This window comes from Halohasta litorea (genome assembly GCF_024494645.1).
Lineage (GTDB): Archaea > Halobacteriota > Halobacteria > Halobacteriales > Haloferacaceae > Halohasta > Halohasta litorea.
Map to the genome: position 1 here is coordinate 654,604 of NZ_JANHDJ010000002.1, position 22,672 is coordinate 677,275.

Consider the following 22,672-nt stretch of genomic DNA (forward strand, 5'->3'; position numbering starts at 1 on the left):
CAATTCTACTACGATCTATAATCTTTGTATCTGTTAGTAGAGTTAGAATTTGCTTTATTAGTTATTGAACTCTCTAATTCATCAATCTCATCATCTAACCGATCTTCTAGCGAAGTAGATTTTATTTTAATTCGATTAGACCTATTTCTAATCAAGTCACCTAATCCACATTCCATGACTCTTTCTTCTTGTTCATCCCAGTAAGAGACTCGAATGGTCCAAACATCAAGAGCAATTGGTCCATCGTCAGAGTCCTCTTCTAACCGTTGGTGAAGTGGTTCCATTCTAAGCCGCCTAATTTGTTCATTAGTAGACATTATTTGCGAATAATGCCTATGAATCGATTTATGCAGATCGGGATCAATCTTCGACAGTACGTTACTTTGAACAGCAGCATTCCATGAATCAACTGTATATAGATCTACAGAATAATGATCTACATCCACATCAGAATCTCCTTGTTCTGATAACGTTTTGTAATTTCCTATGGCTATATCTTGGTTTAATTCTAATTCATTACGTAATGCCAATAGACTATTCAGATTTGTTTTTGTACCATCTTCTTTCTTAGCTCTTCTATCCAGCCCAAAGGCGATATAGACGCCAATTAATGTAGCAAAGAGTGTAGAAATAAACGACACTGCTGTACTATCTACCGCTACGCTCATTCATTTTGATTATTTTATTTAGTAGATATAAAACAGTTTATGAATTGTAAGAAGGTACCTGTGCTGGATCAATCCCACCAGTGAGCGAATACAATAACTTGACCGCGGAACTCGTCCAGCCGAGAAGAAATTGTCCACTGAGAACGGCACCACGGTACACCTGGTGAAGGAGTTATTACACCCGAGATAGACCCAGCCTTCCGTCGACTACAGACACTATCTGCTGAGGAACTCACCAGACATATTGACCGGGTTGAACGTGATCTCGATGATCTGGCCACCGGAGTAGATGCATGGGAAGACGCTGCCGATACTTCAGATAAATAGTCAGAGTTCGACTAGGTTGACGACACGCACCGTCACATCCACTCGATACGTGGATACACAACCCACGAAAACACATGTGCAACATCCAACAGGCTAAGAGATCATAGTAATCGGAAACACACCAACAATTACACAGAGTCATCGAACCAGATGTGTAATCACACTGAATATGCTTGAAATGGGGTTTCTAGCCTTTAGGCGGCCCTAGACGCTGTTTACGGCGATAATTATTTAACAGTTGAAAGTATTGGTTGATATGTCTCCCAATTGAACACAGCCGGAGACATGGAGCATACTTTGAGTTCACACGCAAAACCCCCAGAACTCAGTACAGCGCAGCAAACACTACACGAAGCAGTCAACGCCCGCCGAATTTATCAGCATATCAGAGGCATCCATCCCCGAGTAGAGCTGCCACATGAGGCGTATGAAGAGTGGCTTGATGGTAATCGGGGTGTTGAGTACGTAATAATCAACTTTTCTGACGCTGATGAAGTCATCGAGCGAGACGGTGACTTATCACAAGTGCTTGAACCATGGCACATTCCGGTAGTTCTCGGTACTGAGCATGATGGAGTGCTCAATGAGCGTACCTTCCAGGATATAGTTGACCTGCTGAAAATCGTCCAGCCAGCGATTTATGTTCCCGATGTGGTCTACAGCTACAACTGGATGGACGATGAGATTCAAGAGTATGCTATCGAAGCATATACCAGCCACGTCAGGTCTCTGCAACAAGAAATTATCGAGCAGGACTTCGATATCCGGTTGCTTCCGACCAATAAGGGCTGGAAGTACGACCACTTCGTAGAGTACCGCGACCTCTGGGATGAGTTTGATTACACGGAGTTTGCATTCTACGCGGTCCAGTACACCGGCGGCGATGCTGGAAATGCAATCAACGTGTTACAGAGTCATGTCCGAAACGTGATTTCGGCTCTTGATCCAGACGACGTGTTCCTGATCGGCAGGCTCGCGGAAGACGATCTCTTCGGGTTCGCTCCACGTGTATGTGGTGCTACAGGACTGCGACAGTGGAAGAGGGCCTGTCGTACCGAAGACGGGTTTTCGCAGAATCTGTGGTCAGAGTTCCAAGAAAACCGGAGAGCCAAACTAGCGTTTACTGACGACCAAGAGCAACGGCCACTGACTGACTTCTCCGACGAAACGGAGGATACCTAACCGATGTTCATATTTATGGGATCATACAGCGGCGGCAACAATCAGACAGTGAGTACTGACTCGGAGGATCAGGAATCGACAGAAGACCATTCACAAGCCGGTATTGATGATTACACCGGTGACGATGGGGGGGACTCTGAACAGGATTCATCAGCGGATGAAGCTGCTGCAGGCGTTGCCGGTGCTGCGGTAAGCGCAGCTGGTGCTAGTGCAGCTTCAGGTGCTGCAGGTGCTGCTGGTGCTGCGGGAGCCGGTGCCGGTGCAGGTGCTGAGCCACCAGAGTGCGACAATGATGAGGACACCAGTGAATCGGAGAATCAAGACTCAGAGACTGAGGAGACGAAACAGCCTGAGTCACCGGAGATAGAAGATCCAAAGCGAGAAGACGACATCGGCGACCCTGAGACGGAAACTGAGCTGGAAGACCACGAAGAAAAGGACACGGATCATAACGAGGACGCCGACAACGACGAGGAAAACCAGGAAACCGACGAAGACGACGAAGACGAGGACGATGAGGAAGACGAAGATGAGACCCTGGTCGTGGTTCAGAGAGTCGACCCGCTTAGTGCAATGTCGTGGGCTGTTCAACCAGTCATGAAACGTGTTGAGGAATGTTATGACGATGACGTTGAGCTCATTTACAAACCGGCCCCTGTTCGTGAGTTCGATCCGGCAGAAGAAAAACAACACTGGAAAAATGTGAGTCAGGAACTGGAGATGCCGGTTGACCCGTCGTTTTGGGACGGTACTCCACCGGAGTCAACTGCGCTGCTCACCAAAGCGTTCGAAGCCGCCAATAGGCAACAGCGTGGCATAGAGTTTATCCGCGCGTTGTGGCGTCGAGCTATTGCTGCTGGCCATGACATTGCCAATAAAGAGATCCTGATTGATTTAGCCACAGATCTCAGCTTGAATCGGCAGCAGTTCATAGCTGACTTGGACGCGATTACGTTGGACTCGTCCGAGGATATTGATCTTCCAAAGACCCATCTCCAGATTCATGATCTGCCAGTTTCGTGGACTGGGCGTATCCGGTATACGGACTTTAACGAGCAGTTCACGTTCCAAGGCATAGATGAGCAGGAACCCCAGGACTTGGAAGGCTTCGTTAGTGAGCATGGTCCTGTGGCCACCCCTGAAGTAATGGAGATCTATGGTGTCCACCGTGAGAAAGCGGTCGAGTCACTCCAAAACCTCGCCGGTGTGTCGTCGTTTGAGATTGGTGGCGAACGGTTCTGGGACCTCTAAACAACTCATAGGCAACTTGGTCAAGGTCTCAGATAGATATTGTGCTACTATTTTCACAGGTGACAATGAGATATTATGGTTCGTAATTTACAACAACAAACTCACTCAACTCCTGAGGAAGATCACGATAGGCTTTCTCAACTCTTCAAGCTACACGAGCAGATCGTAATCTATGAACCAGTCAACATACCTGAGGTGTTTGGTAAGGACCCAGATCAGACAGTAGCATTCGAAGTTGCGTTAGCGGCATTGCTCGCCACGGCTGTTTTATCGGTGTCAATCTCAGTGTCAGTCCTTGAATTGGGGAGTGCTATTGCAGCAATTCTGCTGTTAGCTACAACTGTAGTCAGAAAAATGATCTTAGATAATTCATTCATTGACACCGATCAAAAGATGCAGAAAACTACGGGTTGGATGCAGTACTTGATGATTCTGTCAGTCATCTACCTTGCTATCTATATAACGGAATCTGTATTCGCGGCTCTGTTAGGGAATGTTTTGCTGGTGTCAGCAGGAGTATTGACACTAGGAGTTCTCACACTGATGTTCGTATATGAATTTACTTTCGGAGACCTATTTTTTTGGGCAGCAGTGAAGTTCCATAATCTTGCAGTGAGAGATGATCTCAATTATTTCACTCATGGATTACTTGAATTGGCACGGACAATGTTAGCTATATCACCGCAAGTATTCAATGAAGAGCATCCAGCCGTACGGAAGATACGATACCAGGGCTTTAGAGCACCGGTACGAGGCTCCAAGCAGTTTACGGTCAGTGTTCTGCTCGGAGCCACACTGGGAATCTTAGGTTTCGGTGCGTTAGTGACTGTTCCACTCTTACATCTATTCGGAGAATTAAGTATATTGTATACAGTACTAGCTGTGGTTCTATTGGGCGGTTCAAGTTTATTCCTGCAATCCCTGCTACAATTTTTATTGTCACGGTATGGAAATGCCTCTTTTGAAGAGGTGAGTGGACTTAGAGAGGATATATTACCAGTAATGATTGTATTATCTGTTGCCTTGATATACGAAATAGAACCCGTGATAGTATCATTTGGGTAATGATAGCCGTGATTAGTGTTCTGCACAACATTCAAGCAATTACCACTGGCTTTTGATATTATGTCTCGCCTATATCTCACTCCCGTAGGTTCTGATTGGATAGAAGAGTTTGAACGAACCGTTGCATCTCCATTCTCGCTCGCAGATATTGAGCTACCACCGGGCCTTGAAGATGAGCAAGAGGTTCGCATCTGGGGGACCACAGAAGGGCTACAAAAACGCGACTACTTTATGAAAATGGAGCCTGGCGATCCGATCTTATTCTACTCAGAGGGTGCATTTTTCGCGTCAGGTCGGGTCGGGACAACAATTGAAGATGCTTCTTTAGGCGAAGCAATCTGGGATAGTGAAAACAGCTCACTCATCTACACCGTTTCTGATTACAAGCCAATTTCCATTACACCGGATGAGATTGGTGATCTGTTAGGATACGCTGATGGCTGGAATCCGCAAGGATTCGTTCACGTATCACAGAAGGCAGTTAACTCGTTGTTGACCGAGTACAGCTCCATCGAAGAAGCCTTTCAGGACCTTCGGTCAGGCGAGTCGACGACTGGACCATCAGACCCAGACACCGGTGACGAAGAAACTGGTAACGGAGCAGATGACGGTCGTATCCACACAGAGATTCAATGGTTCCTCGTCCAACTGGGCCTGCAGCACGGTTACGATGTTCACGTCGCAATCAATGACAAGAATCGAACATACGAAGGTGAGTCGTTAGGCGAGAGTTGTCTCGATGAACTCGTTTTACCGGGGTTCAGCGACGCCGTCACCAAAATCATCCAGTACGTCGACGTTATCTGGCTTACCGGGGACGCAATCGTTGCAATGTTCGAAGTCGAAAGCACGACAAGCATTTACAGCGGCATTCTACGGATGACTGATTTCGTGACTAGGGTTCCTAACTTCGCCGTCGACATGTATATCGTAGCCCCTGAGTCGGATGCTGACCGCGTTCGAAAAGAAATGACTCGACCAACCTTCGAAGCGGTACTGAGTCCAGTCAAGCACAGCTCGCTCCAATTTTTGAGTTTCGAGGATGTACGAGATACGTACGAAACCGTTGAACGAGCAGGTCCACTGCAGGAAGTGTTTTGAATCTCTACTGAGATGTTCTCCCTAGCTCGTTAGTGAATTGAACAGATAGGCAACGACGATTCATCATTGAGTTCCTCAAAAATCTCACCCATCTCACCAAATCTCATGCTGTTTGGTCTCTATCGTATCTACAGATATTGTGATCTCTGTCACGAATGCGCTGTGGTCACGGTACGCAGAACTGATCCGCGCGGCAGGCCCTGTATAGAGGACTGGCGTGCCATCAGCGGTCTCAAATACATACCCTGAGTCGAAATCATTGTTTTTCGGCCGATGCTCATCACCCACTAATACACAATCAAACGACACCCGTGATTCTGCAAGCAATCGATCTATATTAACATCAGCGTCAGACCCCCGGTATGGCGTCACTCCGTCATGCAGACACAGCACGTTGGGGCCCGTCGATGCCGCTTCAAACTCTATATCTGACGGAGTCCATTTACGCGAGTGGAACTTCCCGACATCGTCGATCCCGACGTTCCCAGCAGAGATACCATACGCATCAACCGGGCCGTCAGCAACAGATGTGGGGCTTGTCGATAATTCTGTGAGACGTCCGTTCTGAATCTGCTCTTTGAGCCACGCAATACCGTTTACTGACTTCGAATGCATCGGTTCATACGATGTGTGATCATGCGATCCGATAATACAGTACACCGGAATTCTACGTTCGGATAGTAATTCGAGGCGGAACGCTGCAGCCGACAGTGTGTCTGCATCCACTTCATGATCCAAAATATCGCCAGTGTGAATTACCGCATCCACATCTCGATCAATAGCAATCTCAACGACCCGTTTTGCTGTATCCACGCTCGACAAATTATAAATCCATTGTACAGTCTTCCCGCTTCCTGTAGTAATCCGGTTCTCATAACCGAAATGGGTATCACTCACAAACAGGATCGCCGTCTCATCACTGTCAGCACCTCTGCCTAGACTTTTTTGAGCATGGTGAACTCGATCCGGATCAAGCAACATATTAACTCCATTGCCCGGACGATCCGCTGTTGGTTCTGCCGGAAATTCCGCTAACAGCGATATCGCACGATCAATTTCTTCCCCCGTCACTTTCACCGGGAGAACCTCTTCAGAGTTAGGCGCAACCGGCAACACCGCTCCAGACGGCACATACCGTTTGTCCTCCGGCCGCGGCTCCGCCACTGTAATCGCCGAAAACTCTGTCACTCGATCTCCATTCCCATATTGCCGCGCGTGGTCCTTCCGCTTCCCATGATTCCGCTTATTCTGCTGCTTTCCGTAACACGACGCCTCATCAGCCAACAACTCTCCGCCATACAAGACGGACTTCAGTGCTTGCTTCCACTCTGAATCCGTTCCAGAAGGCAGCGACCCATAGAGAACAGAAAGACAATCATAGAACTCTGTCAATTCATTCCCAGCGGCCATTGTATACGCTACTCCATTTCTGTGAGGCGATATCAACTCGGCGATTGTTTCTAACTCCTACGGAAACTTGAGTGATCAGAGACGCTGGTTCTAAACCCTCCCCAATTGTGGGTGTACGTATGACCTCTGTTGATGCCACTAGCGCGTTTACCTCGGTCAGAGAAACGCTTGAAAAAGCAGGAATAGAAGACGACTTCTTCTTCTTAGATCTTATCGCCTCCCGTCTATTACTAGAACGAGTCGGCGAATCGACTAATCTGGATTGGTGGGAGTCCCGAGTCCTGTCTAAGACTGGCCGTACCCGTCTGTCTGAAGTAACCCCAAAAACACAGCTAAAGTCCCGAATTACTCTCGCGTTGAAAGTCGGGCGCAAAGCAGAATCAGATCGCCTTCCTGATGACTCAATTTCGCTGTTTTACTTTGGTCCGCAGATAGAATCTCGTATCACCGCTGCTATTGATGAGCTTGAAAGCAACGACGATCTGACGTTGGAGCCACTGGAAAATTTATCAATCGATTCGCTGGAAGAGGGATGGACTGACGCTATTATTACCGAAACTGCATCAAACATCTCAGGGACGGATACTCCAGAATCTCAGCAGAACCCGGCCCCTGGCGACTCTTATTTAATCAACGAGAGTGGTTATACTCAATCAGAGGTTGAACCCGACAAGTGGAGAATTCTCACAACCCTCCTCCAGGGATACGGCCAATGTACCGATCAGCTTCAGGTTCCGTACTATACCCTTGAGTCAGAGCTTAAATCGGAGAGCGCGTGATGTGTTCATATGAGCAATGAACACATCGAGCCGGAAGACGGGGAAGGAGTACAATCTGAAGAGAGCCTCGATCCGAAAATAGCCCACCACAGCACGTACATCGACGAGACAAAACGGATTCTCCAAACGTATGTTGAATGCGGTTCTTACGAAGATTTGGAACACCAAGTCATTGAGGGGAATATCCTGAATAAGAATACTGAGGAGTATCGGAAAAACATTCTTCGAGAAGTTACGCGCAGACACATTCCTGACAAAGAGGAGTACATCGAAACCCCGCTAATGCACGCAGTAACCTCGGATATCCGTAGTGACGTTATCGACTGGTGTCTCTACTACGAGTTCGCACAAGATCCATTCATCCGGCGCATTACGACCGATTTCCTCTACCCCGAATTTGAGCGTGGAACGCTCTCCGTACAGGCAGTCGACATCGTCGAATTCATTGAATCGATCCAAAACAACTACGCCGATCTTCAGGACCGCTCGGATTCAACAATCAACGAAGCCGCCACAAAATACCTCACTGCACTTCGGAACTTCGGACTTCTAGAGGGAACTCAACGGAAGGAATTCGCAGTTACACACGTTCCGGATGAGGCTTTCGCGTACGTAGTGTACCGACTCTTCGAAAAAGGTGCGAAATCTGCAACGGAGATCCTTGAGCACGAAGACTGGAAATTGTTCCTAATGAATGAGTCAGAGGTACAGCGACGGATTCGTGATATCTCCCCCTTGTATATTAGCTATGAGAAACGCGGTTCTACACAACGACTGGTGAAAAAGTATGATAGCATGGAGGATCTAATCGATGCCTTCTGATTTTCAGGAACGGCTCGAAGAAGTCGAACGGCTTGTCCGAGATGAACGGGACGAGGTCGGAAGGCGGGCAGGTGTCCCATTCATTGTATTTACCTACAATCCCGCCGACGAAATCGAAGTCGACGAAGAGGTTCGAAACCTAATTGACAAACTGGAGTACCACGACCAAACTGTCGCAGCAATCGATATGCGTGAATTGGTCTTCAATATTCTCGAAGACCGTGGCATATTAGAGAACGTAATCGAACTTGAACGACGAGATCGAGAACAGCTACTGGACGGGCTGAAATCATCGTTGCTAGACGATGGGAAGATGGGGAAACTGGCATCCGAAATCGCTGCTCAGGCGGAAGACGCTGACACGGTCATCGTCTACCGTATGGGTATTCTATATCCATTCGCTAGCGCTTCAACATTAATGGGACAATTAGAGACGAATACACCGGACGACACACCTATTGTATTTTCTTATCCAGCGAAAGTAGATGACCGGAGTTTAAGATTCCTCGATGAATCTGAGGGAACATATTATCGAGCAAGAGTGATTGGACATGAGTAATACTACATCCCCCCACCAGATTCACGAGATCTTCTACCGGCCAATTAATCGGAAGATTGATCGAGTCGTCAAAGTCGACAACGATGAACCAGGCGTCGTCAAGAAAGAACTTGAGGAGTACATCCTCACCCCACAGCTTGAACGGCACTTCTCAGACGCGCTAGAAGCCGTCATCGACACGGAACACACACAGACAGAAGACGTCGGAATGTGGGTCTCCGGATTCTTTGGCTCAGGGAAAAGCCACTTCATGAAGATCCTTGGTCATGTCTTGGAGAACCGAAAATTCGGGGATACCCGTGCGGCCGAAATGTTCCGAGACCGTATCGAAGGGAACGAAATGCTCGACGGGGCAGTCTCGTCGGTCACGACAAAATTCGAGTCGGAGGTGATGATGTTCCAGATCGGAGCGAAAGCTGACGCCACCGGGAGTGAGTCAATCACCGAGATCATTCACCGAGAGTTCAACATATCCCGTGGCTATGCCTCGATGCCTTGGGTCGCTCAGATGGAGCAGCAACTCGAATCACGTGGTGTGTACGATGAGTTTGTCGAAACCATCGAATCGAATACGGGGAAAGATTGGACAGAAGCTCGGAAAGATGCATTCTTTGTTCGGTCGGATATGGAGACCGCATTAGTCGAGGCAACCGATGATTTCGACAACGAAGACGAGGCGACCCGGGCAATCGACGACGTCCAGGATAATGTCCTGATCAACGCGTCGACCCTTGCTGAGGATATGGTCAACTATGTCGAACAACAAGAGACGGAGACCGGTGACAACCACCGATACTTCGTCTTCATCGATGAAATCTCTCAGTTCATTGGTGATGACGGGCAGCTCCTCTTAGAACTCCAGAGTATCGTTGAGGAATTCGGGCAGAAGGGTAAAGGGAAGGTCTTCCTGGGAGTTACTTCCCAAGAGCAGCTCCAGCAACTCATTCCCGGCGTACTCGAAAAAGAAGCCGAAGAATCAAAGGTCATAGATCGTTTTCCACATCGGTTTGACCTCACTTCCGAGAATCTCGATAAGGTAGTTCGTGACCGTGTGCTTAGCAAGAAGGGTGAATTCAGAGGTGCTATCGGAGACCTCTATGATGAACACGAAGGTATCCTTTCTGCTAGATACAAACTCGACTCTAGCCAGAGCCTGAAACCGATCACTCGGGAGAACTTCATTGATTGCTACCCGTTCCTTCCCTACCAGCTTGACATCCTTCCAGAGATGTTCAAGGCACTCGGGAAAGGTACTGATGACCAACTCGCTGGCAGCGAGCGTACACTCATCGACGTCACACAAAGCGTCCTCAAAGACGAGGACCACCTCTATAACGACGAACTCGGGGCACTTGTGACGCTGGACATGATCTTCGACGAGATCAGTAACGACATTCCTAACAGCGACGTGCAATCGATTCGAGAGGCACGACCGAAAGACGTAGATCACGAAACTGCACGTCGGGTTCTCAAATCACTCTACCTGCTTCAACAACTCGCCTGGATCCCAAATACAGCCGACAACATTGCGACGTCACTCCAGACCGAACTCGGACCTACCCAGCAGTTGGAAAGCAGTGTTGAAGACACACTTGATGCTCTTGTCAATGCCGGGTATGTGGGTCGAAGCGAAGAAGGATACCGGTTCCTCCGTGAGACCGAACGTGAACTCGAAAACGAGATCAAGGGCATCGAGGTCGGTCCAGGTGACATTCGCCGCTCCTCAAAGCGGTTCCTGAATGATATCCTTGACGAAACATCTCGAATCAACTACGAGGGAAAGACCTTCAAAGTGAACTTGAGCATCGACGGGGAGGAAATCACGTCAAAGGGCCACGTCAACCTAAAAACGTACTCTCCGATTTACCAGCGCTACGAAGATCTTGACCCAGATGGCCTGAAGACGCAGAGCTTCAGCGAGGATGATACGCTGTATTGGATCGCCGACAACGAGAAACAGCACAATATCTATCAAAAGCTAAAATCGATCTTCCAGATCAACACCGTTGTCAAAGAAAAACGCGGCAACCAACTTAGTCAAGAAGAGCAAGAGGCCCTCGGTCAGAAACAGGAAGACCTCCAGCGGCTCCGTAACGAAGTCGAACGTGAATTCAAACGGAGCTTCCAGCGTGGGGTTCTCATCTACAACGGCGACACCGAAGAGTTCGACACGACAAACACCTCTCTTTCGTCGCTCGTCGCACGAAAGACCGATAACGCCATCCCAAAGGTATTCACCAGCTTCAAACATGGCTCTGCGACGGTCAGAGAACGTCACATTGAGCAGATATTCGGCGATCTCGCTGGGTCGTCGAATCCATCAGTCTTCTCAGACTTGGGCGTTGTTCAAGACGGCGAACTCATCGCTGAGGCCCGTATCGCTTCGGAAGTCGAAGATGAAATCCAACGCCGCGAGAAAGCAGGTGAATCCCGCGGCGGAAGTGACCTGATTGACCACTTTGGTGAACCACCGTATGGGTGGGGCCGAGAGGTTGTCCGTCTCGCTGCAGCCGTACTCTTCCGGAATGGATCGATCATCCCAACATACAAAGAACGAACCTACGGGACGTACACAGAAGACGGCGCACAGGAACTGTTCACCCAAGTTACGAAGTTCAAGTCTACCTCGTTCGACGAGCGCGAAACCGTCGACATTGAAACACGGACAAACGCCAAGCAACTCCTGGATCGTCTGTTCGACCGGAAGGTCAAATCGACGGATCAGGCTGTCGACGAAGGCATTCGAGAGGAAGCCAACGACTGGGTCTCTACTACCAGCACACTGCTTTCACAGCTCCGTCGTGTTGGGTTCCCGCTCGCAGACGACATTGAACAGTTCCAAACCCGACTCCAAAACCTGATTCAACAACCCACATCGGCCAAACGAATTAAACAGTTCGTCAAGTTCGAAACAGAGCTGGAAGGCCTCACGAAGACCGCGAAAGATGTCTCCCAATTCTGTGGCGAGACAGGCGGACAAAATCGTCTCAAAGAATACGAGACGATACAGCAATTCATAACGGCTGAGTGGGAGTCGCTCACTGATGAGGCAGACAGTCATCCAGGACTCGTTGACATCAGCGATGAAGCCCGCGACGCCGCTGAGCGCGTCGCAAACACCCTGGATACCGAGGGGGTAATTAGCCAGTGGAACAACGTCAAGACGGATTATCGGAACGCAGCAGAAGCCTTTGCCGCGACGTATGAATCCCTGTATGCGAAACGTTACGAGACATACAGCGACGCTATCGATTCGGTTAAATCATACGCAGGATCCGAAATCGATGAAGACGATCTCAACTCAGCGTTATCTGACTTGACAGCCCGACAGGGTGACGGAACGGTCGATCTGGATATCTCGAACACAGACCACATCAATCCAGATCCCTCGCTCACCCGTCTGATCGAACACATCCAGACCGTCGACGCATACGAAAACAGCGCGAAAACCGATATCGACAACTTGGGCGGAGGTTGGGGCGGTGGAACGGTCCGCGAGAGCGTCGACATCGACGCCATCTTCGGGAACATTGTCGTTACGGACTCAACTGATGTCGAAAAACCGATTTCTGACTTACGAGCCGAGGTTGAGGAACTCCTCGATCAAGAAGGCGACGTCGAAATTCGGTTTAGGTAACTGGTAGCACAGATTCAATTCGACCCAATCTTGGGTATTACACCCTGGGAGAGGCCCGGGGTTCCTATTCAATTAAACCAGCGTGGTCGCGTAGTTTGTAGTAGAAATTCCCGATATCTGCCGTAAGGCCTTCTTCGTGTAGCTGCTGTTCTACATACTTCCGGATCGACCTCTGGTCATCTGGTTTGCTGACATCGACCTCGATATTGGAGTCTTTGTCGTATGTGAATACACCTCCGTCCTTATGTGTGAAGTCAGACGGGACGACGTGGGTCAAGCGTTCTTCTTGAAGCACCGAGGGGACTGGCCGACCATCTAGCTCGTGCAGGCTCTCAACTAGCTGCTTACGGTCCAATTCTGCTGGCAGATAGAGACGTCGGTCTCCTTCGGAGTGGCTGACTACGTCGCCATGAAAATCTAGTAATCCTTCAGCAACTAGGTCGTCTAGACGTCTTCGGACCGTACCCAAGTCGCCGTACACTGTGAGGTCGAAAACATCACGAGGTGTAACAAAAACCTCTGCTGGATGTCCTACTTTTTCTACCGGGTCAATCGATTCTGTATGTAGGACTTCAGCTTGTAGACCGCCGATTTGCCGCCGTAATCCATGTTTTGTACGGCCAGCTTCAACTGTTATAAACTCATTCTTGTCGTAGTACACTGCCGATATTATCGCCCACAATTCAAGGTCTGTATAGGTCGTCACTGTACTCTTACTATAGACACACCCATACAAATATTTTGCGCCTCTATAAGAAAAAAGACGGATTTTGTATCTTTGATCAGCCAAAGGGTTACCCGCAATTATAAAAGACCGCGAATGTTTGTCGTTTGTATAACATCGCGGGCGGAAATCACGCTACGGCATCCTGCCGTCCCGTCCGTTTCGTGGCGGTACACATCCCCTACAATCCATGTCCACTACACACGGTCAACCCGGCCTCTCGTCGGATCAACGCTCGACTATTCGAAGTGCGATTCTCAGTACGCGACACACGCTTGAAGACGAGCTTCGACGTCAACTCGAAAAGTACGGTATCTATGAGGCGAAGAAGCTTCCACTCGATAAATTAAGCCACCTCTCTGCCGAGGGAATTCATACTCGCCGTACACTGGATGCGGCTATCGAACGAGAACTCGAATCGACTGAAGGCGATCTGGAGCGGTCGATCACTAACTACGTCCGCGAGGCGACAAAGACTTATCTCAACCGATTTGTCGCACTGAAAGCAATCGAGGTTCGTGGCCTCGTTGAGGAAACTATCACAGAGCGGCCGGAGTACGGCAATCGGTCGTACATGCACCATACTGTCGCCGAAATCACCGGTGAGCTTACAAATGCTCCCGACGACGGCTTCGGTGCCGCACTCGACCTCGCGTATCAAGAGATCGGGGCGGAGATTCGGATGATATTCGAGGAGTCCGAACACACTGCTATCGACCTCGATGTGCAGGTCAGAGAAGAGGTACTCGACGAATTAGATGCGATTGCTGACGATGCTTGGGAGAGTGACGAGGCACTGGGGTGGGTGTACCAGTATTTCGGTGAGGATGAGCGAATAGACATTGATGAGCGCATCAAAAAAGAGAATTACAAGGTTGCTGGCACAGACATAGCTACAAAAACCCAGCTATTTACTCCGCGGCACATCGTTGAGTGGATAGTCGATAATTCCTTAGGACGGACGTGGCTGGAGATGTGTGGTAAAAAGACAAATATCGACTCGGAGAACAATTGTTTCTTTCTCTCTCCTTTGGAAGAATCGCTGCAAGAGCGTGAGCCTAAACCGGTAGAGGAAATATCAGTACTTGATCCGGCGTGTGGTAGCGGCCATATGCTGACCTACGCCTTTGACGTGTTGTATCAGATGTACTCGGAAGAAGGTGAGATACCAAAAAAATATATCCCGCGAGAAATTCTCCGCAATAATCTCTACGGTGTCGATATCGATTCAGGTGCAGCTCAAATCGCTGCTCTATCACTGTACCTCAAAGCAAAGCAAAAATCACCAGATGTAGCGATTCCAAAATTAAATGTTGTATCGGCAGATGCAGTACTCGTGAACGGCGACAGAAAACAGGCTATTATCAGCCGTGCTGAGACGGAATTAGAACGCGAAATATTAGAACAAATATGGGGAAGTTTTGATAATATCCGCGAACTTGGAAGTTTAATTCAAATTGAAGACCAGATTGACGAGTTATTAGAAAAACACCACGAGGATTTTGCTGCACAGGGCCAAGCCCAATTTACACCTGAAGGAGAAATAACAACGCAGGCTACCTTCGTAAACGAAGGGCGAGAGGATTCGTGGGCAGGGCTGAAAAAGCGTCTAATGGACAATGTTCGTACACTTGCCCGCGATGGATTAGAACAGAATGATCCTATTGAGGAGATGTTTGCTAATGAGGTAGAAAAGACAGTTGAACTGCTAGATCTACTTGTTGACGAGTATGATGTTGTAGTGAGTAATCCACCCTATCTTCAGAGTAAAAAGATGGGAGAGGATCTAAAAGAGTTTGTGCGTTCTAACTACAAGGGCAAAACGGACGTGTATGCCGCTTTTATAGAGCGATGTCTTTCGTTCACGGACAGTGAGGGATATTCAGCAACTATCACACCTGCAAACTTTATGTTTCTCTACTATTCTCGTGGGTTACGAAAAAAACTATTAGAAGAGTCAAATTTCGTTGAAGCCCTTCATCTCAGTGACCGTGACGAGGCATATATGAATATTGCGTCAGTTGCTACGCCACTGGACGGAGAGCCTATGAAATCCCGTTTCACTAGGATTGTCGAATCAGATGATAAACTTGCGGCTTCACAATCTGTTATTGATAACCTCCGCAAAACAGGTTATGACAATAGAGTATACGTATTCTCTCAAGAACGAATACATGACATCGGACGTCGGCCGTTCCTCTATTGGTTTGGAGAAGAAACATTAAGTCTATTCTCAGATTACCCTAGCTTGGATGAAAATGCAGAAATCAAATCAGGACTATCTACGTCAGATGATGACCGATTTGTTAGAAAGGTGTGGGAGTTACCAAGTTCTCAAATAGGACGTCGTTACCGACGATTTCAAAAAAGTGGAACCGATTCCCCGTACTACGACTATCCAGAGGACTTCGTCGACTGGGGTACAAACGGACAGGACTTACGCGACGCGGATGGAAATTTCCGCAATGAAGAGTTCTATTTTAAACAAGGTGTGTCATTTCGAGCATTCGGAAACCATTTTACTGCTAGAATACAGGCGGATGATGCTATATTCTCACACAAATCACATTCTGTATTTTCTGATGTTTTATCTGATAAGATTCTCCTGGCGAATCTCAATTCAACGCTACACCGGTTCATCGCCAACGGGCTGAATCCGGGTCTTAGCTTTGAGGTTGGAGACGGAAAGCGCCTCCCAATAAAACCGGAGTACGACCGTGCCGAAGAACTAGAATCTCTTATTGAAGTTGGAATCGAAAATAGACTTCTTATTTCAGAGATGAGAGAAACAAGTGCTGACTACGATGGTAAGCAAGTTGCGGCTGTGCTTTCTGGAGGTCTGACAAATTTTCTTATAGCTGAGGATCGGATGAGAGCCTGCATCCTCATTGCACATGGAGCATCGGACACAATTCTCTTTGAGGAATACAATATCTCAAAAGGAACCCGGGAGCAGATGTACGCGAACTTACCAAAGAACACGACTGATTTCCCAGTTGTAAAGGGTTGTCACGTTGAGTACCACGATACACTATCCGAACACGTGACGCTTGAGTCCACCACTGACGAGCAGCTCACCAAGGCAGTTGAGACTTTGAAATTGATGGACCAACCCTCGTTAAGGGAGGCTGCACTGGAGACTGAATTGTCACCGCTAACGGTCGCCCAATTACGTTATGAGCACAACCTGTACTCAGATGAGGAGTTCACCGAAGCAGCGGGTCGTATTGTCTCATTGATTATTGGTTCTGTATTGGGCCGGTGGAGTACGGGTTGCGATGTTCCAACGGTAGATGACGAATTCCTCACTTTCGATTTAGGAGACAAGAGAATTGAATGGCTGGTTGATGAATCCATCAAGGCGCTATTCGACGACCCATCAGCGGCTGAGAATGAGTTGGAGGATGTGTTGAATCACCATCCAATTGAGTGGATTCGTGAGCGATTCTTTCGGTATCACCATGTTGATGAATATAAACCCCGCGGAGAACGGAGTCCGATTTATTGGCAACTTGAAAGTCCAGACGGGGCCTTCAGCTGTTTCGTCTACTACCACGATATAGATAATAATACGCTCCCAAAACTAAGAGGACAGTATCTGGATCCACGTATTAGCGAACTCGGAAATGAACTCGAAACCTTGAACGCTCAAACCAGTGGTGACAACCCAGACAAGGACCTTTTGAACAGGAAAGAACAAGTTCAGAACGACCTCGACGATATCAGAGAGTTCCGAAATACTATTGACGAAATGATTGACGACGGTGTCACAGTTGATATCGAGAAGGGCATCTGGGAAAACATCAAAGAGTGGGACAAGTACGAAGTCCTCGAAACTGGCCTGCCGAAATTGAAATCAGGTTATTCCCGGTAATGTTGTCCGTGTCGTAGCTAGCACGGAAGGTTTATGTTGATTTCTTGAGTTTCGGTTATATATTCAAATGGTGGAACCTGGTGCAACCTCTGATGAGATTCGAGAGGAGATATTTGATTCATTCACGTCGAGAATTGAAGAGAGCGACATTAACGAGGAAACAGCCGAAACAATACTCACCGAAACCTTAGCAGATGATCCACCACAAGAATTCTCGGAGGAGCTTATAGCGATAGTTAGTGAAGACGATGAAGCTTGAGAAACTTGATATCAAGAATTTTCGAGGAATAAAGGGAAGCTATACGTTCGAGCCCGAGGGCAATAATGCGATTATCGTCGGACCCAATGGTTCTGGAAAAAGTTCGATATTGGAAGCTATCAACTACCTTCTCACAAATAGAATAAGCCAATTAGATCGGGAGGGGATGAAGAACGTCAAGAAGCAGAATGTTATCCCCAACATCGACGCAACTGGCGATTGTGCAGTATCTGGTGTCTTCAAACATGCCGAAGATGAAAATCAAGCTTCCGTAACTCGATTAGTTAATTCGAATGATCTGGAACCGCCGAAAGAGGATCTACCATTCTCGCTACAAAGAACAATTGATACTGCGCTTCAAGGTCAGCACATCCTTACACGAGATGATCTACTGGACTTGATAATTGCCCAACCAGGGTCCCGGAGGGAGGTTCTTAGTGAACTACTAGATCTACCAGACATCGATGAACGACGCCTCGCTCTCCAACGAACTCGAAAAGCGCTCAAAGATCAACAGGAAAAGGCGAAAGCATCCCGAAACACATCGTGCGAGCGATTAAAAGATCTCACAGGATCGAATGCATCTGATTCTACTGGACTTCGAACAGATACTCTTGAGTCAATCAATCATCTTAGAGATTCGTTCGGTGGGGATTCTGTGGATAATATTGATCCTGAAACGGTTCGAGAAGAGATTGGTTCACCTGCGGAAGCGGTGTCAACGCAAGCTCTTCAACGAGAGCAACCGCGGAAGGAGTTAGAACAGTTCGCGGACTGGTTGGAAGAGTTACGAGCTGATCTTCCCGAACAAATTGAACAACTGGAAGCCTTACTCAAGGATTATCAGCAGAAAGAGGCTTCGGAAGTTGCCGTGTCAAGGCTCGAATTGCTGGAACAGGGAGAAGAGGTCATCACCTATGAGACAGACATATGTCCGCTCTGTGAGCAAGACTGGCTGGGAGATCGGTCCTTACTAGAAGATGTGCGTCAACGACGTGAGAAACTTCACGAATTCAGGGAGATCGTGGACGACATTAATCAGCTACAAGATAACCTCAGAACGGATTTCCAACAGGGATTAAACTACTTAGAGTACTTAACAAAGGAGTTGGAGGAAGACGAATACCCAGAAGTCGAGAATCTATCAATATTATTTGGAGAAATAAAAAAATCATCAGAGCTGCTGTCTGGTGATTTACTCGAAGATATCGATATTACCCTGCGAAATCTTCCTGTTTTCGAGTTGAATGATTTAAAAATAAATGTCGGGATTAGTGGAGGAATTAGAGAAACAAAATCTCTGCAATCAAGAGCCGAAAATCTTGGGGACCTCAGTGACACCGAACAGCGATACGAGCGTCTCAAGTCAATTGCTGATCGGTGGATGGAATACAAAAATTTGGACACGAAAGTTGACCGGCTGGCTTCCCTTGCCTCTGATACAGAGACTGCCGAGTCGGCGTTTATAAACGCCCGACGAAAAGTAATTGGAGAGATTTACAATGACATTACAGATCGAGTTGAAACGTATTATAATTCAATTCATCCAGATGAATCAGATACTTCGACTTCGATTGTAGTTACAGAGACAGGTGCTGATCTACAAAAGGAGTTCTACGATGCAGGAGAGTATCCACCACATTCAGTGTTCAGTGAGGGCCACTTAGACTCCTTAGGGCTCTGTCTCCATCTTGCCCTTGCCGACTATCTTCAGCAAGACGAAAAATCACTCCTGCTCTTAGATGATGTGGTGATGTCCGTGGATCAGAACCACCGTCTCGAAATTGCTCGAATGATCGCTGAAGAGTTCGCCGAAGACTACCAAGTGATCATTACAACCCATGATGAATTATGGGCCGAGCAATTGTCAAGTCAGGGAGCGTTAAAGGGTGGACCACAGATACGACTGAAGGAATGGTCCTTTGATGGTGGTTTGAATGAGAGCCGGGGCTACATTGATGTCTATGAACAGTGGGAAACTGTCGAAGCTGCGATGGAATCTGATCAGATGGAACGAGCAGCTCACGAACTTCGGTATGCTACAGAACGGATGCTCCAGCAGTGTGCAGTATCGTTAGGAGGGAAAGTAGAATATGATCCTCGTCTTAGACACACGCTTAGCGATTTTAAAGACTCAGTTTGTCGCCGGTTGGGTACTTTGACTGGAAGGGCGAAAAACAGTCTTGACCAATCTGGCGAGATGTTCGCAGAGGCGAATGAGTTGGATAACGCGTATGGATCGATTCTTAACGATCTGGGACAACAACTCAATAAGGTGAACCGTCGTGTTCACTGGACCCCTGGTCGATGGCTGACGCTAAGTCCAGACGAATTTGAGGAAGTGTTTGAAGCACACAAGGCAGCTTACGAACTCTTGTACTGCGATAAATGTGGATCGTGTATTCGCTACGAGGAATTCGGGGGAGATTACCATGAGCTTCGTTGCAATTGCCGAGAGCACTACGATATCCAATGGAACTAGCTTGGTGAAATATCGTTGATTCAGTACACCTATGTCGGAAAACCCGAAATTGAAATCAACCCCCATTAACAATACAAACTAATGGGAGATCTTGCGGATAGCATTATTACTGAACTCAGACAAAAATTTGACCGACATCCTGTCTGGGTGTGGTACGACGCACAAGAAAAGTATAGAGGTGTTCTTAACGAGGTCGAATCCGACCTTGACAACGTTACGCTCGCACGCTACGACGGTAGCTACTTTGAGCTAAAGCTCCGCCTCCGAAACGAGGATCCGAACTACGAGCGGAACTGGCTGTTCTACATCCCCGAATCACGGAACGACGCCGAGTGGTTCCGCGACATCCACGCACTCGGTCGACAGTACCGTGTCGGTCAGGACATCGACGACACACCGGTGACGCAATTCCTCGTCGAGCATGACGAAGAGATCCCAGATGCGTACGAAGACTGGGGACAGAACCGAGAAGTACAGCGTCTAGCCTTCTTTTGCGTTCTCTTCGATACCGCTGGTCCAGCGACCGACGATTGGGTTCGAACCTATCTCGCCGAGCCTGAAGACTACCGTGAGCAGATCGAGGACAACGCAATGGCCGACGCCTGGGACGCACAACTCCGAGAGGAATACGGAGTCACCGCAGGACTCGATCCGAAAGAGCTAGCGACACAGCTCCTTTTCGGCGAAGTGGCAAGCCGAGCACCGACGTCCCGGTACGATGAACTTGCGGCAGACGACACACGCGCTGCTGCGGCATTCTGTGATGGCTGGCAGCAGTACGCCCCTGCTGAATTCACACGCTACGCACAGATAATCGAGGAGGACTACGACCTTGCAGAGGCTGTCATCGACTCCGACCGAATTCACTGGGACGCCACGGCGTTCAAAGGCATCGACATGGGCCTCATTCGGCTCGTTATGGATCGACTCGCCGAAGAGACGTACGTTGACCTCCCGGAGATCGCGGCAGACCTACAACAGACGGTCACCGAACGGCGGGACACCTTCTGGAGCAATGAGGACCTCGTCGATTGGTCGGTCCCTGCCTTGGCGGTTGATACGCTCCAGCTGGTTGGAACAGTCGACACTGACGAAGCCAAGACACTCTCGTCGGAAGAACTCGCTCAGAAATACACGAGGAGCGACGGCTGGTGGCAAGTCGACGCAGCCTATCGACAGTATATTAATGCGACTCAGAAGGCAACGTATCCGTATCCGAATGAGACGAAGGTGAAACAGCGGGTTACCAAACACTACATGTCCTTCCTCCAAGGAGTGAATCGTCCGCTTGCAGACATCCTAAGCAACGACCCGACTCTCGGCACACCGCAGACCTCGTTCTATGAAGAATTTGCGGATCTTGAGGCTGGCACCGCGATCATCATCTGTGACGGGCTTCGCTACGAACTTGCCGAAGCGATCAAGCAAAACCTCGAACGACGGACTAATTTCGAACAGAACCTGAGCGCAGTCAGCGCTGCGTTACCTTCCATCACCGAGGTGGGGATGGCTGCACACCTTCCGGGTGAACTCGGCCTCTCACTCGAAGATGATGACCTTGTCGTGACTAGTGGCGGTGAGGAAATGTCCGGTAAATCAGATCGTGTCGACCGACTCAGTGCCGCTGGCTTCGAAGTCACAGATATGGATGAGATGAGCACTGTTTCATTGGAGGATCTGACGGGAGCGGACCCGGTTCCTCGTGTAGTCTACTCGGGTACAATAGATAAGCTTGGAGAGAGCCTCGACGATGACGCCGCCTTTAGCCAAGTCGCCTCCCACGTCGACGACGTCGAACGAACGGTCCAACGGCTGAAACAGGCTGGGTACACGCGGTTTGTCATCACGAGCGACCACGGATTCCTATACACGGACCGGTTGTCCGATGATCTTAAAGTGGAGTCTCCCGATCTCGCGCCGGTCGTCAAACGACGATTCGCAGCTGCTGACAGTGATGCTCCACTTGTCGATACGGACGAATTCATTGAGGTGGATCACAATTCGTTGTCCGACCTCGGAATCAACGCTCCAGATCTCAAGCTACTATTTCCCAGGAGTATCGCCTGTTTCAAAGCACAGGGAGGTAATATGCGGTACTTCCATGGAGGAATTTCGCTCCAAGAGCTTCTCGTCCCGTGTTTGACCGTAACTACAGGAGAAATCGAAGAAAGTGCGTCGATCAGCTATGATGTTTCGATCCCGGACCCGATCACGAACTCAATCATCTCTGTCGAGATCGAAGCCAAAAGCGGGCAAGTAGCGTTCGACCCATCACCGATACTCGAAGTCCGTGCTAACATCGACAACGAACCTGTTGCGGATCCTGTTTCGATGGAAATCTCGCCCGGAACTAATAGTGGACGTATACGGCTAAAACAGGGAGCAATCTCTGGAGAAAGTTCCGTTCAGTTCGAAGTCATTGATACCGACACCAGGGAAACAATCACTCGGAAAACGGTTGAGCTCGATCTTCTGTTTGGAGATGACGATATGGGATTCGACGTCTAAGCACGAAAGAGATCCACCACTCAT

Annotated in this window: 15 protein-coding genes; 12 read left to right on the plus strand and 3 right to left on the minus strand. The window is 48.5% G+C overall.

The genetic code is table 11. From position 1 onward, the window contains the following. Positions 1-8: 8 nt before the first annotated feature. Positions 9-668: a hypothetical protein gene (locus NO877_RS08120; protein WP_256395818.1), complete on the minus strand. Its 660-nt coding sequence runs from the start codon at positions 666-668 to the stop codon at positions 9-11. Positions 669-1,292: 624 nt separating this feature from the next. Here NO877_RS08120 and NO877_RS08125 point away from each other — a divergent pair. From NO877_RS08125 to NO877_RS08140, 4 genes are all read left to right on the plus strand, one after another. After that, complete coding sequence (locus NO877_RS08125) at positions 1,293-2,177, plus strand: hypothetical protein (protein WP_256395819.1); 885 nt, start codon at positions 1,293-1,295, stop codon at positions 2,175-2,177. A 3-nt stretch (positions 2,178-2,180) separates the two neighbouring features. Beyond that, on the plus strand, positions 2,181-3,428 hold the full coding sequence (locus NO877_RS08130) for a DsbA family protein (protein WP_256395820.1): 1,248 nt from the start codon (positions 2,181-2,183) through the stop codon (positions 3,426-3,428). Positions 3,429-3,503: 75 nt separating this feature from the next. Beyond that, the gene (locus NO877_RS08135; RefSeq protein WP_256395821.1) at positions 3,504-4,493 is read left to right on the plus strand and encodes a hypothetical protein; all 990 of its coding nucleotides are present in this window, start codon (positions 3,504-3,506) and stop codon (positions 4,491-4,493) included. A gap of 60 nt (positions 4,494-4,553) precedes the next feature. After that, positions 4,554-5,594, plus strand: coding sequence for a hypothetical protein (locus NO877_RS08140; RefSeq protein WP_256395822.1), 1,041 nt, complete (start codon positions 4,554-4,556; stop codon positions 5,592-5,594). A 93-nt stretch (positions 5,595-5,687) separates the two neighbouring features. On the opposite strand, the gene NO877_RS08145 is transcribed toward NO877_RS08140, so the two are convergent. Next, positions 5,688-7,004 (minus strand): metallophosphoesterase family protein, encoded by a 1,317-nt coding sequence (locus NO877_RS08145; RefSeq protein ID WP_256395823.1) that lies wholly within the window; start codon positions 7,002-7,004, stop codon positions 5,688-5,690. 119 nt (positions 7,005-7,123) lie between these two features. Here NO877_RS08145 and NO877_RS08150 point away from each other — a divergent pair, with 119 nt between their 5' ends. Genes NO877_RS08150 through brxC form a run of 4 tightly spaced genes read left to right on the plus strand, consistent with a single transcriptional unit; the run spans position 7,124 to position 12,801 of the window. After that, complete coding sequence (locus tag NO877_RS08150; protein ID WP_256395824.1) at positions 7,124-7,783, plus strand: BrxE family protein; 660 nt, start codon at positions 7,124-7,126, stop codon at positions 7,781-7,783. A 9-nt stretch (positions 7,784-7,792) separates the two neighbouring features. Then, positions 7,793-8,605, plus strand: a complete 813-nt coding sequence (locus tag NO877_RS08155; protein ID WP_256395825.1) for a BrxA family protein — start codon at positions 7,793-7,795, stop codon at positions 8,603-8,605. Further along, a complete protein-coding gene (locus NO877_RS08160) occupies positions 8,595-9,164 on the plus strand; it encodes a BREX protein BrxB domain-containing protein (protein ID WP_256395826.1) in 570 nt (189 codons plus the stop codon). Before NO877_RS08155 ends, NO877_RS08160 begins: the two co-directional genes overlap by 11 nt. Next, positions 9,157-12,801: a BREX system P-loop protein BrxC gene (gene brxC, locus NO877_RS08165; protein ID WP_256395827.1), complete on the plus strand. Its 3,645-nt coding sequence runs from the start codon at positions 9,157-9,159 to the stop codon at positions 12,799-12,801. Before NO877_RS08160 ends, brxC begins: the two co-directional genes overlap by 8 nt. 64 nt (positions 12,802-12,865) lie before the next feature. Here brxC and NO877_RS08170 read toward each other — a convergent pair whose 3' ends face one another. Further along, positions 12,866-13,507 (minus strand): hypothetical protein, encoded by a 642-nt coding sequence (locus NO877_RS08170; RefSeq protein ID WP_256395828.1) that lies wholly within the window; start codon positions 13,505-13,507, stop codon positions 12,866-12,868. A gap of 208 nt (positions 13,508-13,715) precedes the next feature. On the opposite strand from NO877_RS08170, the gene pglX reads away from it, so the two are divergent. The 4 genes from pglX to NO877_RS08190 all read left to right on the plus strand — a co-directional run bounded on the left by pglX (position 13,716) and on the right by NO877_RS08190 (position 22,648). Further along, positions 13,716-17,399, plus strand: coding sequence for a BREX-1 system adenine-specific DNA-methyltransferase PglX (gene pglX / locus NO877_RS08175; RefSeq protein WP_256395829.1), 3,684 nt, complete (start codon positions 13,716-13,718; stop codon positions 17,397-17,399). A gap of 67 nt (positions 17,400-17,466) precedes the next feature. Beyond that, positions 17,467-17,658, plus strand: a complete 192-nt coding sequence (locus NO877_RS08180; protein WP_256395830.1) for a hypothetical protein — start codon at positions 17,467-17,469, stop codon at positions 17,656-17,658. Continuing rightward, positions 17,648-20,140: an AAA family ATPase gene (locus NO877_RS08185; RefSeq protein ID WP_256395860.1), complete on the plus strand. Its 2,493-nt coding sequence runs from the start codon at positions 17,648-17,650 to the stop codon at positions 20,138-20,140. The genes NO877_RS08180 and NO877_RS08185 overlap by 11 nt, the downstream gene beginning before the upstream one ends. A gap of 81 nt (positions 20,141-20,221) precedes the next feature. Further along, positions 20,222-22,648, plus strand: coding sequence for a PglZ domain-containing protein (locus NO877_RS08190; RefSeq protein ID WP_256395831.1), 2,427 nt, complete (start codon positions 20,222-20,224; stop codon positions 22,646-22,648). The last annotated feature ends 24 nt before the right edge of the window (positions 22,649-22,672 follow it).

What these genes read in the sequence shown, in the direction of transcription:
- NO877_RS08180 (WP_256395830.1), top strand. Translation starts at nt 17,467, where the DNA reads ATGGTGGAACCTGGTGCAACCTCTGATGAGATTCGAGAGGAGATATTT.
- pglX (WP_256395829.1), top strand. Translation starts at nt 13,716, where the DNA reads ATGTCCACTACACACGGTCAACCCGGCCTCTCGTCGGATCAACGCTCG.
- NO877_RS08145 (WP_256395823.1), bottom strand. Translation starts at nt 7,004, where the DNA reads ATGGCCGCTGGGAATGAATTGACAGAGTTCTATGATTGTCTTTCTGTT.
- NO877_RS08160 (WP_256395826.1), top strand. Translation starts at nt 8,595, where the DNA reads ATGCCTTCTGATTTTCAGGAACGGCTCGAAGAAGTCGAACGGCTTGTC.
- NO877_RS08150 (WP_256395824.1), top strand. Translation starts at nt 7,124, where the DNA reads ATGACCTCTGTTGATGCCACTAGCGCGTTTACCTCGGTCAGAGAAACG.
- NO877_RS08190 (WP_256395831.1), top strand. Translation starts at nt 20,222, where the DNA reads ATGGGAGATCTTGCGGATAGCATTATTACTGAACTCAGACAAAAATTT.
- NO877_RS08120 (WP_256395818.1), bottom strand. Translation starts at nt 668, where the DNA reads ATGAGCGTAGCGGTAGATAGTACAGCAGTGTCGTTTATTTCTACACTC.
- NO877_RS08135 (WP_256395821.1), top strand. Translation starts at nt 3,504, where the DNA reads ATGGTTCGTAATTTACAACAACAAACTCACTCAACTCCTGAGGAAGAT.
- NO877_RS08130 (WP_256395820.1), top strand. Translation starts at nt 2,181, where the DNA reads ATGTTCATATTTATGGGATCATACAGCGGCGGCAACAATCAGACAGTG.
- NO877_RS08155 (WP_256395825.1), top strand. Translation starts at nt 7,793, where the DNA reads ATGAGCAATGAACACATCGAGCCGGAAGACGGGGAAGGAGTACAATCT.
- brxC (WP_256395827.1), top strand. Translation starts at nt 9,157, where the DNA reads ATGAGTAATACTACATCCCCCCACCAGATTCACGAGATCTTCTACCGG.
- NO877_RS08185 (WP_256395860.1), top strand. Translation starts at nt 17,648, where the DNA reads ATGAAGCTTGAGAAACTTGATATCAAGAATTTTCGAGGAATAAAGGGA.
- NO877_RS08140 (WP_256395822.1), top strand. Translation starts at nt 4,554, where the DNA reads ATGTCTCGCCTATATCTCACTCCCGTAGGTTCTGATTGGATAGAAGAG.